At 67.8% G+C, this 14003-nt stretch carries 16 protein-coding genes and 1 riboswitch; of the genes, 14 read left to right on the top strand and 2 right to left on the bottom strand.

Annotation, left to right across the window (positions count from 1 at the left end):
* Positions 1-63 precede the first annotated feature (63 nt).
* A complete protein-coding gene (locus tag KH389_RS20355) occupies positions 64-642 on the bottom strand; it encodes a hypothetical protein (RefSeq protein ID WP_058541005.1) in 579 nt (192 codons plus the stop codon).
* 150 nt (positions 643-792) lie between these two features.
* A riboswitch (cobalamin riboswitch) is annotated at positions 793-1014 on the top strand.
* Between the two features lie 135 nt (positions 1015-1149).
* Between KH389_RS20355 and cobO the strand changes: the two genes are divergently transcribed.
* The 14 genes from cobO to KH389_RS20285 all read left to right on the top strand — a co-directional run bounded on the left by cobO (position 1150) and on the right by KH389_RS20285 (position 13646).
* On the top strand, positions 1150-1761 hold the full coding sequence (cobO, locus tag KH389_RS20350; protein WP_043862541.1) for a cob(I)yrinic acid a,c-diamide adenosyltransferase: 612 nt from the start codon (positions 1150-1152) through the stop codon (positions 1759-1761).
* Complete coding sequence (locus tag KH389_RS20345) at positions 1758-3053, top strand: cobyrinic acid a,c-diamide synthase CobB (RefSeq protein WP_213606140.1); 1296 nt, start codon at positions 1758-1760, stop codon at positions 3051-3053. Before cobO ends, KH389_RS20345 begins: the two co-directional genes overlap by 4 nt.
* Positions 3050-3697, top strand: coding sequence for a 5,6-dimethylbenzimidazole synthase (bluB, locus tag KH389_RS20340; RefSeq protein ID WP_043862539.1), 648 nt, complete (start codon positions 3050-3052; stop codon positions 3695-3697). The genes KH389_RS20345 and bluB overlap by 4 nt, the downstream gene beginning before the upstream one ends.
* Complete coding sequence (gene cbiB, locus KH389_RS20335; protein ID WP_213606139.1) at positions 3697-4605, top strand: adenosylcobinamide-phosphate synthase CbiB; 909 nt, start codon at positions 3697-3699, stop codon at positions 4603-4605. The genes bluB and cbiB overlap by 1 nt, the downstream gene beginning before the upstream one ends.
* Positions 4598-5590 carry a threonine-phosphate decarboxylase CobD gene (gene cobD, locus KH389_RS20330; protein WP_058541007.1) on the top strand — a complete coding sequence of 331 codons (993 nt, stop codon included), beginning with the start codon at positions 4598-4600 and terminating at the stop codon, positions 5588-5590. The genes cbiB and cobD overlap by 8 nt, the downstream gene beginning before the upstream one ends.
* Positions 5587-7041, top strand: coding sequence for a cobyric acid synthase (locus KH389_RS20325; protein ID WP_058541008.1), 1455 nt, complete (start codon positions 5587-5589; stop codon positions 7039-7041). The genes cobD and KH389_RS20325 overlap by 4 nt, the downstream gene beginning before the upstream one ends.
* Position 7042: 1 nt before the next feature.
* The gene (gene cobU, locus KH389_RS20320; RefSeq protein ID WP_054914690.1) at positions 7043-7558 is read left to right on the top strand and encodes a bifunctional adenosylcobinamide kinase/adenosylcobinamide-phosphate guanylyltransferase; all 516 of its coding nucleotides are present in this window, start codon (positions 7043-7045) and stop codon (positions 7556-7558) included.
* Positions 7559-7560: 2 nt separating this feature from the next.
* Positions 7561-8616 (top strand): nicotinate-nucleotide--dimethylbenzimidazole phosphoribosyltransferase, encoded by a 1056-nt coding sequence (cobT, locus tag KH389_RS20315; protein WP_213606138.1) that lies wholly within the window; start codon positions 7561-7563, stop codon positions 8614-8616.
* Entirely contained in the window at positions 8613-9182 is a 570-nt protein-coding gene (gene cobC / locus KH389_RS20310) for an alpha-ribazole phosphatase family protein (RefSeq protein ID WP_213606137.1), read from the top strand. Before cobT ends, cobC begins: the two co-directional genes overlap by 4 nt.
* Entirely contained in the window at positions 9182-9910 is a 729-nt protein-coding gene (locus KH389_RS20305) for an adenosylcobinamide-GDP ribazoletransferase (RefSeq protein ID WP_213606136.1), read from the top strand. Before cobC ends, KH389_RS20305 begins: the two co-directional genes overlap by 1 nt.
* 122 nt (positions 9911-10032) lie before the next feature.
* On the top strand, positions 10033-11226 hold the full coding sequence (locus tag KH389_RS20300) for a glycoside hydrolase family 5 protein (RefSeq protein ID WP_213606135.1): 1194 nt from the start codon (positions 10033-10035) through the stop codon (positions 11224-11226).
* 40 nt (positions 11227-11266) lie between these two features.
* A complete protein-coding gene (locus tag KH389_RS20295; RefSeq protein WP_043862530.1) occupies positions 11267-11671 on the top strand; it encodes a MarR family winged helix-turn-helix transcriptional regulator in 405 nt (134 codons plus the stop codon).
* A 63-nt stretch (positions 11672-11734) separates the two neighbouring features.
* Positions 11735-12943 (top strand): MFS transporter, encoded by a 1209-nt coding sequence (locus tag KH389_RS20290; protein ID WP_213606134.1) that lies wholly within the window; start codon positions 11735-11737, stop codon positions 12941-12943.
* 151 nt (positions 12944-13094) lie between these two features.
* Entirely contained in the window at positions 13095-13646 is a 552-nt protein-coding gene (locus tag KH389_RS20285) for a glutathione peroxidase (RefSeq protein ID WP_043862528.1), read from the top strand.
* Positions 13647-13653: 7 nt separating this feature from the next.
* On the opposite strand, the gene KH389_RS20280 is transcribed toward KH389_RS20285, so the two are convergent.
* Entirely contained in the window at positions 13654-13920 is a 267-nt protein-coding gene (locus tag KH389_RS20280) for a DUF2798 domain-containing protein (RefSeq protein WP_213606132.1), read from the bottom strand.
* Positions 13921-14003: the final 83 nt, after the last annotated feature.

Here is a 14003-nt window from a genome sequence, read left to right as displayed (position 1 = left end):
CGAAGTTGGCCGTGTCCAGTAAGGTAGAGGCGGGCACGTCGGCGAGGTTCCCTCGACAGGGGCTCAGGCCTGCTTGAGCAGCAGCGCGATGCCGGGGTGGTAGCGGCCCACGTCGTCGTGCAGCTTGCGGTAGCCATAGGGGAACACCCAGGCGATGGCGCATGCATTGTGCTTTTGCAGGTCGTCGACCAGGTCCTGAAGTTCTTCGGGGCTGGCGTGTTGCCCGGCCTTGTACGGGCTGACGAACAGCGCGGCGACCTTGAGCTGGCTGGCATAGCCCACCAGGCGAGCCTGGGCGACGCTCTCCTGCAGGGCATCGGTGAGGTCGAGCTTGCCGACCCGTGGCCAGCGCTGGGTGGCCTGCAGGTAGGCGGTCTCTTCCTTGCTGGCGATCACCAGGTCGCAGTGCGCCGCACGCTCGCCTTCGTCGCGCTGCTTCTTGGTCTGCGCACCCTGCAAGGTCACCAGCTCCGCCTGCCAGGCCGCCGCGCTCAGCACGCCAAGGTTGCTTTGCACGCCTTGCCAGTAGGGGGCGTCGCTGTCGCCCAGGGTCTGGTTGTAGCGCTCCAGGCACTCGGCCCAACGTTCCAGGGCGGGGCGCAGGAACTCCAGACGCGGGTTGTTGATGATCAGACCTTGCATGCCGTGCTCCATTGTTATTGTGGATCGGAGAGGTGCGGATAATGGCTATGTGATATCACTGCAGTGAGTGTGACACAAGATGACATAAATGCCATTGATCCAGACCGCTTCGCAGCGCCTTTGATTGACGCTCATGGCCCAACCCTCTAACCTTCGCGACTTGTTTCAGGTGCTCTGCGGCCAAGGTGCCGGCAGGGTGAAACAGGGAAGCCGGTGGGCACGTGCAACGTGCGATTCCGGCGCTGCCCCCGCAACGGTAAATGAGTCGGGATCGCGCAGGGCCACTGGGTGCAACAGCCCGGGAAGGCGCGCGATCCGGGTCGATCAGACCCGCCCATGAGCCCGGAGACCGGCCTGTCACAGATCAACGGCATCACGGAGGGTGATGCGCGGTTCTCCCGGCCAGTGGCAGGGCCTGCGCGTTTTCCGTGTGCCATCGCCAACCTGCTGTCGCGCCGACTCGATCCCCCCGGTCCCTGTGCGCGCCAGTTGCCCACGGAGCCTCCGATGACCGACACCACCGATCGCGACGAACGCCATCTGGCGCGCATGCTGCGCAAAAAAGCGGTAATCGACGAACGCATTGCCAACTCGCCCAACGAATGCGGCCTGCTGCTGGTACTCAGCGGCAACGGCAAGGGCAAGAGCAGCTCGGCCTTCGGCATGCTGGCGCGGGCCCTGGGCCACGGCATGCAATGCGGCGTGGTGCAGTTCATCAAGGGCCGCAACAGCACCGGCGAGGAGCTGTTCTTCCGCCGCTTCCCCGAACAGGTGCGCTACCACGTGATGGGCGAGGGCTTTACCTGGGAAACCCAGGACCGCCAGCGCGACATCGCCGCCGCCGAGGCTGCCTGGGCGGTTTCGCGCCAGTTGCTGCAGAACCCGGCCATCGGTTTTGTAGTGCTCGATGAGCTCAACATCGCCCTCAAGCACGGCTACCTCGACCTCGACCAGGTGCTCGGCGACCTGCAGGCACGCCCACCGATGCAGCATGTGATCGTCACCGGCCGCGGCGCCAAGCCCGAGATGATCGAGCTGGCCGACACCGTGACCGAGATGGGCATGGTCAAGCATGCCTTCCAGGCCGGCATCCGTGCCCAGAAGGGCGTGGAACTATGAGGCAAACCCGTCATTGCCCGGCGGTGCTGATCGCGGCACCTGCATCTGGCCAGGGCAAGACCACGGTGACGGCCGCACTGGCGCGCCTGCACCGCAACCAGGGGCGCAAGGTCCGGGTGTTCAAGTGTGGCCCGGACTTTCTCGACCCGATGATTCTGGAGCGCGCCAGTGGCGCCCCGGTGTACCAGCTGGACCTGTGGATGGTCGGCGCCGAGGAAAGCCGGCGCCTGCTGTGGGAAGCCGCCGCCGACGCCGACCTGATCCTGATCGAAGGGGTGATGGGGCTGTTCGACGGTACGCCGTCCAGCGCCGACCTGGCGCGGCATTTCGGCGTGCCGGTGCTGGCGGTGATCGACGGCACGGCCATGGCCCAGACCTTCGGCGCGCTGGCCCTGGGCCTGGCACGCTACCAGCCCGACCTGCCGTTTGCCGGCGTGCTGGCCAACCGGGTGGGCTCGCTGCGTCACGCGCAACTGCTCGAAGGCAGCCTGACCGAAGGCCTGCGCTGGTACGGCGGGCTGTCGCGGGAAACCGGCATCGAACTGCCCAGCCGCCACCTGGGCCTGGTGCAGGCCAGCGAACTGACCGACCTGGACCTGCGCCTGGACGCCGCCGCCAACGCCCTGGGCGACAGCTGCGAGTCGGCCCTGCCGCCGGCGGTGGCCTTCGATGCGCCGCAGCCGCGCAGCATCGAGCCACTGCTGGCCGGCGTGCGGATCGGCGTGGCGCGCGACGAAGCCTTCGCATTCACCTATGGCGCCAGCCTGGACCTGTTGCGCGAGATGGGCGCACAGCTGAGCTTCTTCTCGCCGATCCACGACCGCCTGCTGCCAGACTGCGACAGCCTGTACCTGCCCGGCGGCTACCCTGAGCTGCACCACCATGCGCTGGCCGCCAACACGCCGATGCTGGCGGCGATCCGGGCCCATCACCAGGCCGGCAAGCCCTTGCTGGCCGAATGCGGCGGCATGCTCTACCTGCTCGATGCAGTGACCGATGTGGCCGGCGAACGGGCCGAACTGGCCGGCCTGCTGCCGGGCGAGGCGGTGATGCAGAAGCGCCTGGCGGCCCTGGCCCTGCAAGCGGTAGAGCTGCCCGAGGGCACCCTGCGCGGGCATACCTATCACCATTCGCTGACCAGCACCGCGCTCGAACCCATCGCCCGCGGGCAAAGCCCCAACGGCGGGCGCGGCGCCGAGGCGGTGTACCGTTGCGGCCGGCTGACGGCCTCGTATGTGCATTTCTACTTCCCGTCCAACCCGTCTGCGCTGGCGACGCTGCTGGCACCATGAGCGACCAGGCCTTCAACGACGCCGAGCGCGCGGCGGTCTACCGCGCCATCGGCGAGCGCCGCGACATGCGCCATTTCAGCGGCGGCGAGGTGGCCCCCGAGCTGCTGGCACGCCTGCTGCAGGCGGCGCACCAGGCCCCGAGCGTGGGTCTGATGCAGCCCTGGCGTTTCATCCGCATCACCCGTCGCGAGCTGCGCCAGCAGATCCAGGCGCTGGTGGAGCAGGAGCGGGTGCGCACCGCCGAGGCACTGGGGCAGCGTTCTGACGATTTCATGCGGCTCAAGGTCGAGGGCATCAACGATTGCGCCGAGGTGCTGGTGGCGGCGCTGATGGACGGGCGCGAGGCGCACATCTTCGGCCGTCGCACCTTGCCGGAAATGGACCTGGCCTCGCTGTCGTGCGCCATCCAGAACCTGTGGCTGGCGGCCCGTGCCGAGGGCCTGGGCATGGGCTGGGTGTCGCTGTTCGAACCGCAGGCACTGGCCGACCTGCTGGGCATGCCGGCCGGTGCCAAACCGCTGGCGGTACTGTGCCTGGGCCCGGTCGAGGCGTTCTACGAGGCGCCCATGCTGGTGCTCGAAGGCTGGGCCCGCGAGCGGCCATTGAGCGAGATGCTCTACGAAAACCATTGGGGAGAGCGTTGATGAGTGTGACCTTGCTGAGTGTGGCCGGGGTGGCGCTGGATGCCTTGCTGGGCGAGCCCCGGCGTGCGCACCCGCTGGTCGCGTTCGGCCGTTATGCCGGACGCCTGGAACAACGCTTCAATGCCGGCGGTCGTGGCTGGCGCAGCCATGGCGTCACCGCGTGGTTTCTGGCGGTGGTGCCCCTGACCCTGCTGGTCACTGTGCTGTCGTGGCTGCCCTACATCGGCTGGCTGGTGGAGATACTGGCGCTGTACTGCGCGCTGGGCCTGCGCAGCCTTGGCGAACATGTACGGCCCGTGGCCGAGGCGCTGCGTGGCGGCGACCTGGACGAAGCGCGCCGCCGCGTGGGCTACCTGGTCAGCCGTGAAACCGGCGAACTGGATGACACCGCCGTGGCGCGTGCCGCCACCGAATCGGTGCTGGAGAACGGTAGCGATGCAGTGTTCGCCGCCCTGTTTTGGTTCGTGGTGGCGGGGGCGCCAGGTGTGGTGCTGTATCGCTTGAGCAATACCCTGGATGCCATGTGGGGCTATCGCAACGAGCGCTTCGAGCGCTTTGGCTGGGCCGCAGCGCGCATCGACGATCTGCTCAACTATATTCCGGCGCGGCTGGTGGCCCTGACCTACGCGGTGCTGGGCAGGACGCGCCTGGCACTGAGCTGCTGGCGCCGTCAGGCGCCGTTGTGGGACAGCCCCAACGCCGGCCCGGTGATGGCAGCTGGCGCCGGTGCGCTGGGTGTCGAGCTGGGCGGCGCGGCGGTGTACCACGGCGAGCTGCACCAGCGCCCGCAACTGGGCGAAGGCCCGCCGGCCGATGCCGACGCCATCGAGCGTGGTTGGCAACTGGTGTGCAAGGGCGTGTGGTTGTGGTTGCTGCTGTTGTGCGTGGGGGCGCAATTCTATGCTTGAACACGGTGGTCGTTTGCAGCGGGCGGTGCTGGAGTACGGCATCGCAGTGCAGGACTGGGTCGACCTGTCCAGCGGCATCGCGCCGTGGCCCTTCGCGATCCCCGAGATCCCGTTGCGCGCCTGGGCACGCCTGCCCGAAACCGACGATGGCCTGGAGCAGGCGGCCCGCGAGTACTACGGCGTGCCGCAACTGCTGCCGGTGGCCGGGTCCCAGGCCGCCATCCAGGCCCTGCCGCGCTTGCGTCGCAGTGGCAAGGTCGGTGTGCTGTCGCCGTGCTACGCCGAACATGCCGAGGGCTGGCGGCGCGCCGGGCACCGCGTGCGTGAAGTCGGCGAGGCCGAGGTGGAGTTCTTTCTCGACAGCCTCGATGTGCTGGTGGTGGTCAACCCCAACAACCCCACCGGGCGTCTGTTGAGCGCCGAGCGCCTGCTGGGCTGGCACGCCCGCCTGGCCCAGCGCGGTGGCTGGCTGGTGGTGGATGAAGCGTTCATGGACAACACCCCGCAACACAGCATCGCCGCCGAAACCTGGCGCAACGGGCTGATCGTGCTGCGCTCGTTCGGCAAGTTCTTCGGCCTGGCCGGTGTACGCCTGGGCTTCGTGCTGGCCGAACGTCAACTGCTGCAGCTGCTGGCCGAACAACTGGGGCCCTGGTCGATCGCCGGGCCCACGCGGGTGCTGGGCCAGGCCTGCCTGCTCGACCATGGCGCCCAGCAGCGCCAGATCACCCGCTGTGCCGAGGCCAGCACACGCCTGGCGCAGGTACTCGATGCTGCCGGTTTCACGCCGGCCGGCGGCTGCGACCTGTTCCAGTACCTGGAGCTTGCCCACACCGCGCAGTTGCACCAGTTCATGGCGCGGCGCGGCATCCTGCTGCGCCTGTTCGAGCACCTGGGCAGCCTGCGTTTCGGCCTGCCGGCCACCGACACCGATTGGCAGCGCCTGGTCCAGGCGCTGGACGACTACCGCAAGGAACACCCATGACCACCCTGATGGTGCAAGGCACCACCTCCGATGCCGGCAAGAGCACCCTGGTGACCGCGCTGTGCCGCTGGCTGGCGCGCCAGGGCGTGGGTGTCGTGCCGTTCAAGCCGCAGAACATGGCACTCAACAGTGCGGTGACGGCCGACGGCGGCGAAATCGGCCGTGCCCAGGCGGTGCAGGCCCAGGCCGCCGGGCTGGCGCCGCACACCGACATGAACCCGGTACTGCTCAAGCCCAACAGCGAGACCGGAGCCCAGGTGATCGTGCATGGCCGCGCGGTCACCAGCATGAACGCGGTGGCCTATCACGACTACAAGGCCATCGCCATGCAGGCGGTACTGGCCTCGCACCAGCGCCTGAGCGACGCCTACCCGGTGGTGATGGTGGAGGGCGCGGGCTCGCCGGCCGAAATCAACCTGCGGGCCGGGGACATCGCCAACATGGGGTTTGCCGAGGCGGTCGACTGCCCGGTGATCCTGATCGCCGATATCAACCGCGGCGGGGTGTTCGCACACCTGGTCGGCACCCTGGAGCTGCTGTCGCCCAGCGAGCAGGCGCGGGTCAAGGGCTTCGTGATCAACCGCTTTCGTGGCGACATCGCCCTGCTGCAGCCCGGCCTGGACTGGCTCGAGGCGCGTACCGGCAAGCCGGTGCTGGGCGTGCTGCCGTATGTGCTGGACCTGCATCTGGAAGCCGAGGATGGCCTGGACCGGCGCCAGGGCCAGAAAGCCGCGCAGGTGCTCAAGGTGATCGTGCCGGTGCTGCCGCGCATCAGCAACCATACCGACTTCGACCCGCTGCGCCTGCATCCGCAGGTGGATCTGCAGTTCATCGGGCCGGGCGACGCGATACCGCCGGCCGACCTGATCATCCTGCCGGGCTCCAAGAGCGTGCGCAGCGACCTGGCGCACCTGCGCGAGCGCGGCTGGGAGGAGGCGATAGCCCGCCACCTGCGCTACGGCGGCAAACTGCTGGGCATCTGTGGTGGCCTGCAGATGCTCGGGACCCACGTGCATGACCCACTGGGCCTGGAAGGCGCCGCCGGCAGCAGCGCGGGCCTGGGCTGGCTGGACTACAGCACGCAGCTGGAGGCCGAGAAGCAGCTGCGCAATGTCAGCGGCACGCTGAACCTGGAGCAGGCGCCCGTCAGTGGCTACGAGATCCATGCCGGGGTCACCCGCGGGCCGGCGCTGGCGCAGCCCGCCGTACAGTTGGCCGACGGTCGCAGCGATGGCGCGGTCAGCGCCGATGGGCAGATCCTGGCCACCTACCTGCACGGCCTGTTCGAGTCGCCGCATTCGTGCACGGCGCTGCTGCGCTGGGCTGGCCTGAACGATGTGCAGCAGGTGGACTACCATGCTCTGCGTGAACTGGACATCGAACGCCTGGCCGACCTGGTGGACACGCACCTGGACGGCGCCCGGCTTCGTCAACTCTGCGGGCTGGACTGACATGCTCAAGCTGATTCTTGGCGGCGCCCGATCGGGCAAGAGCCGCCTGGCCGAACAATACGCCGTCGACAGCGCGCTGGCGGTGACCTATATCGCCACCAGCGAGCCGCTGGACGGTGAAATGAATGCCCGCGTGCAACTGCACCGTGCGCGTCGCCCTGCCGAGTGGGCGCTGATCGAGGAGCCGCTGGCGCTGGCGCGGGTGCTGCGCGAAACCGCCGCGCCCGAGCGTTGCCTGCTGGTGGACTGCCTGACCCTGTGGCTGACCAACCTGCTGATGCTCGAAGACCCCGAGCGCCTGGCCGCCGAGCGCGATGCACTGCTGGACTGCCTGGCGCAGTTGCCGGGTGAAATCATCCTGGTCAGCAACGAGACCGGCCTGGGCGTGGTGCCCATGGGCGAGCTGACCCGTCGTTACGTCGATGAAGCCGGCTGGCTGCATCAGGCCATTGCCGAACGTTGCCAGCACGTGGTGCTGACCGTTGCCGGCCTGCCACTTACGCTCAAGGGAGCCTGAACATGAGTCAAAACTGGTGGCAGAACGCGTGTCAGCCGATCAACCTGGCTGTGCGCGAACAGGCGCTGGAGCGCCAGCGCGAGCTGACCAAGCCAGCCGGCTCACTGGGCCGGCTGGAGCAGGTTGCGGTGGAGCTGGCCGGCTTGCAGGGCAAGCTCAAGCCTGGCGTGCGGCAGGTATGGATCGCGATTTTCGCGGGCGATCACGGCGTGGTGGCCGAGGGGGTTTCGGCCTATCCGCAGGTGGTCACGCGGCAGATGCTGCAGAACTTCGTCGGCGGCGGCGCAGCCATCAGCGTGCTGGCCCGCCAGTTGGGTGCGCAGCTGGAGGTGGTCGACCTGGGGACGGTCGACCTGACCCTTGAACTTGCCGGTGTACGCCATCTGCGCATCGGGGCGGGCACCGCCAACTTCGCCCAGGTGCCGGCAATGACCACCGAGCAGGGGCGCCTGGCGCTGCAGGCCGGGCGCGAGAGCGCCTTGCGTGCGCGTGATGCCGGGGCGCAACTGTTCATCGGCGGCGAAATGGGCATCGGCAACACGGCCTCTGCCAGTGCGGTGGCCAGTGCATTGCTCAAATGCGCCCCTGGCGAGCTGACCGGCCCCGGCACTGGCCTGAATGCTGCCGGTGTCGAACACAAGACCCGCGTGATCGAGCGCGCGCTGCTCACCCACGCGGCGCTGGCCGACGACCCATTGGAGCAGCTGTTGTGCTTTGGCGGCTTCGAGATTGCCGCGCTGGTGGGGGCGTACCTGGCGTGCGCGCAGCAAGGCATCGTGGTGCTGGTGGACGGTTTTATCTGCACCGTGGCGGCGCTGGTTGCAACGCGCATCAACCCCGGTTGCCGGGCCTGGCTGCTGTTCGGTCATCGCGGCGCAGAGCCCGGGCACCAGCGGGTGCTCGAAGCGTTGCAGGCGCAACCGCTGCTGGAGCTGGGCCTGCGCCTGGGCGAGGGCAGCGGGGCGGCGCTGGCGGTACCGCTGCTGCGCATGGCCTGCGACCTGCACGGGCAGATGGCGACCTTCGCCGAGGCGGCGGTGGCGGACCGCGATACATGATCGTCGACCTGCTGCGTCATGGTGAAACCGAACTGGGCGGTGGGCTGCGCGGCAGCCTGGACGACGCGCTGACCGAACTTGGCTGGGCGCAGATGCGTGCGGCTGTGGTCGAGGGCGGGCCGTGGACGCGGATCATCAGCTCGCCGCTGCAGCGCTGCACGCGATTTGCCGAAGAACTTGCCGGCCAAGTGGGCGTGCCCATGCAACTGGAGGCCGGCCTGCAGGAGCTGCACTTCGGCGACTGGGAGGGGCGCAGCACCGCCGACCTCATGCTTACCGACGAACAGGGCCTGGGGCTGTTCTGGGCCGACCCTTATGCCTTCACGCCGCCGGGTGGCGAGCCGGTCACGGCGTTTGCCGAGCGGGTGCTGGCGGCCATGGCGCGGGCGTATCAGGCCCACGCCGGCGAGCGCGTGCTGCTGGTGACCCACGGCGGCGTGATGCGCCTGCTGCTGGCCCGTGCCCGCGGCCTGCCGCGCGAGCAGCTGCTGCAGGTGGTGGTCGGGCACGGCGCGGTGCACCGTCTGCATTGCGCGGCCGACGGTCGTTTCGCGGAAATCGCCTGATGCAGGCGTTCTGGATTGCCCTGCAGTTTCTCAGCAGCCTGCCGGTGCGCCTGGCGGGCATGCCCGCGCCCGAGCAGATGGGGCGCTCCCTGCTGTGCTACCCGCTGGTGGGGCTGTTGTTCGGCGGGGTGCTGTGGGGGGCCAGCGCGCTGCTGGCGGACAGCCCGCCGATGCTGCAGGCGGCCCTGCTGCTGTGCATCTGGGTGTGGTTGAGCGGTGCGTTGCACCTGGATGGCCTGGCCGACAGCGCCGATGCCTGGCTGGGCGGGTTCGGCGATCGCGAACGCACCCTGACGATCATGAAGGACCCGCGCAGCGGGCCGATTGCGGTGGTGACGCTGGTACTGGTGCTGCTGCTCAAGTTCTGCGCGTTGCTCGCGCTGGTCGACAGCGGGCAGGCGGTGGGCCTGCTACTGGCACCGGTACTGGGGCGGGCGGCGATGCTGGGGTTGTTCCTGTGCACGCCGTATGTGCGCGCAGGCGGCCTGGGACAGGCGCTGGCCGAGCATCTGCCGCGTGGCGAAGCCAAAGCCGTTGTGCTGGCGACCGGTTTGGGGTGCCTGGTGCTGGCGGGATGGAACGGTATCCTGGCCGTGGGCGTGGCGCTGCTGGTGTTCGCGCTGCTGCGCCAGGTGATGCTCAAGCGCCTGGGGGGCACCACCGGGGATACAGCAGGGGCGTTGCTGGAGCTGCTGGAGCTGGCGGTGGTGGTAAGCCTGGCACTCTGAAGGGGCTGTCAGGAGCTCTTCGCTGCGGTCATGAATCCGTAGTGTTTTGCAACTGAATGCAACACGTGGTCAGCCTTCGCAAGCGCTAGCCTTACGTCCCTCTGTCTTTGCGGGGTGCCCCGATGCGCAACCAACTGCTGGCCTGCCTTATCGCCTGTTCGTCCCTGCCGGCCCACGCCGCCGACCTGATCGACTTCTGGAACACGCCGCGCCATGGCGGCAACAGCTTCAACCGCCTGCCGCCCGACCAGGCCTATTTCGAGGCGCTGCACGGCTACGGGGCGAGCTGGGTGCGGTTGTCCTATGACAAGTGGCAAGCGGCGCAGCGTGATTTTCTGCTCGGTAATGCCGATACCTACCAAGGGCTGCCGGCCGCCGACCTTGCCACGCTCAAGGCCACCCTGGACCGCGCGCACGCCGCAGGCCTCAAGGTCGTTATCACGCCCCTCTCACTGCCCGGCATGCGCTGGGCACAGAACAACGCCGGCCAGTTCGATGACCGGCTCTGGCAGGACAAGGCCTACTGGGCCCAGGCCGCCGACTTCTGGCGTGACCTGGCGCGGGCGCTCAAGGACCATCCGGCGGTGGCGGCCTACAACCTGATCAACGAACCAGCGCCCGAGAAACTCGGCGGCCTGGCCGAGCACGCCAGCGCCGAGCAGATGCGCGCCTGGTACCGACAGCAGCAGGGCAGCACCCGCGACCTGCCGGCGCTGTATCGCCAGTTGGTGGCGGCGATACGCGAAGTCGATCCACTCACCCCGATCATGCTCGATGCCGGCTGGTACGCCGCGGCCGATGCCTTCGAGTACTGGCCTGGCGCGCTCGACGACCAGCGCCTGCTCTACAGCTTTCACATGTACGAACCCTACGCGGCCACCAGCGCGCCCAACCTGGAGCGCGCCACGCCCTATGCCTACCCTGGGCCCGCGCCCTTTGGCGGCAGCGTTGCGCAATGGAACAAGGCCCGGGTGCAGCAGTATCTGCAGCGCCCGCTGGACTGGGCCGGCAGGCACGCGGTGCCGGCCAATCGCCTGGTGGCCGGCGAGTTCGGCTGCATGCGCCGCTGGGCGGGCTGTACCGCCTATCTGGAGGATGTACTGGGCACCCTCGATCGCCAGCAGGTGCACTGGGCCTTCTACAGCTTTCGCGAAGACAGTTGGGACGGGATGGACTATGAGCTGGGCAGCGCCAAAGTGCCGTGGGCTTATTGGCAGGCGATCGAAAAGGGCCTGCCGGACCCGCTCAAGCGCACGCCCTCCAGCCTGTTGGAACCGATTCGAAAACGCCTTGCCCTCAATGGCGCACCCCACTGAACGCTTGCATCCTGATAACTACGGGTATATACACGCATCTATGTTGAAGAGCCATTGCATCTGTACTCATCTGCGCCGGGCCGCCCGTGGGGTCAGCCGGCACTATGACGAAGCCCTTGTGGGCTTCGGCATCAATGTCGCCCAGTTTTCCCTGCTGCGGCATCTGCAGCGCCTCGATCAGCCCAGCATCTCGGTGCTGGCCGAGTCCATGGGCCTGGATCGCAGCACGCTGGGTCGCAACGTGCGGGTGCTGGAAGCCGACGGCCTGGTGGCGTTGGCCGAAGGTGTCGACTTGCGCAACCGCATCGTACTGCTGACGGAGAAGGGCCTGGCGCGCCTGGTGGCCGCCACGCCTGCCTGGGAGCAGGCCCAGGATGCCCTGGTGAGCAACCTGGGCGAAGGGCAGCGCGATGAACTGGTGCGCCTGTTGGAACAGTTGGCTTGAGCGTATTACACCAATAAGCGGGTATATACCCGTGTAACCTTGCGGCGGTCTGGGAGAACAAGAATGACATCGGTATGGCGCACGAGCGGTTGGGTGCTGTTGGGGGCGGCGCTGATCCTGGCATTGTCGCTGGGGGTGCGGCATGGCTTCGGCCTGTTCCTGGCGCCGATGAGCGCCGAATTCGGCTGGGGGCGCGAAGTGTTCGCCTTCGCCATCGCCTTGCAGAACCTGATCTGGGGTCTGGCCCAGCCGTTTGCCGGTGCCCTGGCCGATCGCCTGGGCGCGGCCAAGGTGGTGATCATCGGCGGCATTCTCTACGCCGTGGGGCTGGTGATGATGGGCATGGCGGACTCGGCGTGGTCACTATCGCTCAGTGCCGGGCTGCTGATCGGCATCGGCCTGTCGGGCACCTCGTTCTCGGTGTTCCTGGGTGTGGTAGGGCGTGCCGTGCCGGCAGACAAGCGCAGCATGGCCATGGGCATCGCCAGCGCCGCAGGCTCCTTCGGCCAGTTCGCGATGCTGCCGGGCACCCTGGGCCTGATCGGCTGGCTGGGCTGGTCGGCGGCATTGCTGGTGCTGGGCCTGCTGGTAGCCTTCATCGTGCCGCTGGTGGGCATGCTGCGCGATAACCCGCTGCCCAGCCAGGGGCACGAACAGACCCTGATGCAGGCGCTGCGCGAAGCCTGTTCGCACTCGGGCTTCTGGTTGCTGGCGCTGGGCTTTTTCGTGTGCGGTTTCCAGGTGGTGTTCATCGGCGTGCACCTGCCGGCCTACCTGGTCGACCAGCACCTGCCGGCCACCATCGGCACCACGGTGCTGGCACTGGTCGGGCTGTTCAATATCGTCGGCACCTACACCGCCGGCTGGCTGGGCGGGCGCATGTCCAAGCCGCGCCTGTTGACCACCCTGTACCTGCTGCGGGCGGTGGTGATCGTGCTGTTCCTGTGGGCGCCGGTGACCCAGTTCAGCGCCTACCTGTTCGGTATCGCCATGGGCCTGCTGTGGCTGTCGACGGTGCCGCTGACCAACGGCACCGTCGCCACCCTGTTCGGGGTGCGCAACTTGTCCATGCTGGGCGGCATCGTCTTTCTGTTCCATCAGTTGGGCGCATTCCTGGGCGGCTGGCTGGGCGGTGTGGTGTACGACCGTACCGGCAACTATGACCTGGTGTGGCAGATCTCGATCCTGCTCAGCCTGCTGGCTGCCGCGCTCAACTGGCCGGTGCGCGAGCGCCCGGTGGCGCGGCTGCAGGCGCGGCCGGAGGCGGCATGACCGCGCGCCTGGTAGCGTTGGTGCTGGCTGGCCTGGTGCTGGCGCTGGTGTGGTGGGGCTGGCACCAGGGTGGTCTGGCGCTGATGCAGTTGGGCATGGGCGTGTGCTAGGCGTAAGCTGAACCCCTGCACTCAGGCAAGGGAGACGCACCATGTACGCACGCTGGCTGTTGGTACCGCTATTGATACTGGCTGGTTCGGGGGCCGTGCTGGCCGCCGACTGCCCGGCCTTGCTGCAGGGCGAGTTGCCCAAGCTGCGCGCAAAGGAACAGGTGAACCTGTGCGAGCGCTTCGCCGGCAAGCCGCTGGTGGTGATCAACACCGCCAGCTATTGCGGCTTCGCGCCGCAATTCGAAGGGCTCGAGAGCACCTACAAGGCTTATCACGGGCAGGGCCTGGAAATGCTCGGTGTGCCGTCCAACGACTTCAAGCAGGAAGACGCCGACAGCGAGAAGACCGCCAAGGTGTGCTATGCCAACTACGGCGTGACCTTCACCATGACCGAGCCACAGAAGGTGCGCGGCGACGACGCCACGCCGCTGTTTCGCGAGCTGGCCAGGCAGAGCAATGCGCCCAGGTGGAATTTCTACAAGTATGTGGTCGATCGCCAGGGCAAGGTGGTGGCCAGCTTCTCCAGCCTGACCAAGCCGGACGACCCGGCGTTCAGGGCTGCCATCGAGAAGGCCATCGCCTCGCAGCCCTGAGGTGGGCTCAGGCCTTGCCCGGGTGGACGGTCCAGGCCACCAGCTTGACCACGATCGGCCGTACCACCAGCACGCAGGCGAAGGCCACCGGCATGGCCAGCTGGTAGGCCTTGAGCACATTGGCCAGGTAATGCTCGCCGACGCCGCTGTTGGCGGCGGTGATCACGAAGCACATCAGCAGCGCCATGATCGATGACATGTAGAACGCGAATACGTAGGGGGTGGCGCGTACGCCGAGTTTCAGGCGTGGGCGAGGGCGGGTCTGGCTGGTCATGCAGGCTCCTGAAGGTAGGGGAGGCGCCAGACTAGCAGGCTGCCAAGGTACGAGGTAGACGACGCCAGCTTAGGTCTTTATAA

This window comes from Pseudomonas qingdaonensis (assembly GCF_018398475.1).
Classification (GTDB): domain Bacteria; phylum Pseudomonadota; class Gammaproteobacteria; order Pseudomonadales; family Pseudomonadaceae; genus Aquipseudomonas; species Aquipseudomonas palmensis.
The sequence above is the reverse complement of the archived record's forward strand: the minus strand, read 5'-3'. Positions and strand labels throughout refer to the sequence as shown.

Excerpts from the sequence above, each read along its gene's own strand:
- KH389_RS20355 (WP_058541005.1), bottom strand. The coding sequence starts at position 642 with ATGCAAGGTCTGATCATCAACAACCCGCGTCTGGAGTTCCTGCGCCCC.
- cobO (WP_043862541.1), top strand. The coding sequence starts at position 1,150 with ATGACCGACACCACCGATCGCGACGAACGCCATCTGGCGCGCATGCTG.
- KH389_RS20345 (WP_213606140.1), top strand. The coding sequence starts at position 1,758 with ATGAGGCAAACCCGTCATTGCCCGGCGGTGCTGATCGCGGCACCTGCA.
- bluB (WP_043862539.1), top strand. The coding sequence starts at position 3,050 with ATGAGCGACCAGGCCTTCAACGACGCCGAGCGCGCGGCGGTCTACCGC.
- cbiB (WP_213606139.1), top strand. The coding sequence starts at position 3,697 with ATGAGTGTGACCTTGCTGAGTGTGGCCGGGGTGGCGCTGGATGCCTTG.
- cobD (WP_058541007.1), top strand. The coding sequence starts at position 4,598 with ATGCTTGAACACGGTGGTCGTTTGCAGCGGGCGGTGCTGGAGTACGGC.
- KH389_RS20325 (WP_058541008.1), top strand. The coding sequence starts at position 5,587 with ATGACCACCCTGATGGTGCAAGGCACCACCTCCGATGCCGGCAAGAGC.
- cobU (WP_054914690.1), top strand. The coding sequence starts at position 7,043 with ATGCTCAAGCTGATTCTTGGCGGCGCCCGATCGGGCAAGAGCCGCCTG.
- cobT (WP_213606138.1), top strand. The coding sequence starts at position 7,561 with ATGAGTCAAAACTGGTGGCAGAACGCGTGTCAGCCGATCAACCTGGCT.
- cobC (WP_213606137.1), top strand. The coding sequence starts at position 8,613 with ATGATCGTCGACCTGCTGCGTCATGGTGAAACCGAACTGGGCGGTGGG.
- KH389_RS20305 (WP_213606136.1), top strand. The coding sequence starts at position 9,182 with ATGCAGGCGTTCTGGATTGCCCTGCAGTTTCTCAGCAGCCTGCCGGTG.
- KH389_RS20300 (WP_213606135.1), top strand. The coding sequence starts at position 10,033 with ATGCGCAACCAACTGCTGGCCTGCCTTATCGCCTGTTCGTCCCTGCCG.
- KH389_RS20295 (WP_043862530.1), top strand. The coding sequence starts at position 11,267 with ATGTTGAAGAGCCATTGCATCTGTACTCATCTGCGCCGGGCCGCCCGT.
- KH389_RS20290 (WP_213606134.1), top strand. The coding sequence starts at position 11,735 with ATGACATCGGTATGGCGCACGAGCGGTTGGGTGCTGTTGGGGGCGGCG.
- KH389_RS20285 (WP_043862528.1), top strand. The coding sequence starts at position 13,095 with ATGTACGCACGCTGGCTGTTGGTACCGCTATTGATACTGGCTGGTTCG.
- KH389_RS20280 (WP_213606132.1), bottom strand. The coding sequence starts at position 13,920 with ATGACCAGCCAGACCCGCCCTCGCCCACGCCTGAAACTCGGCGTACGC.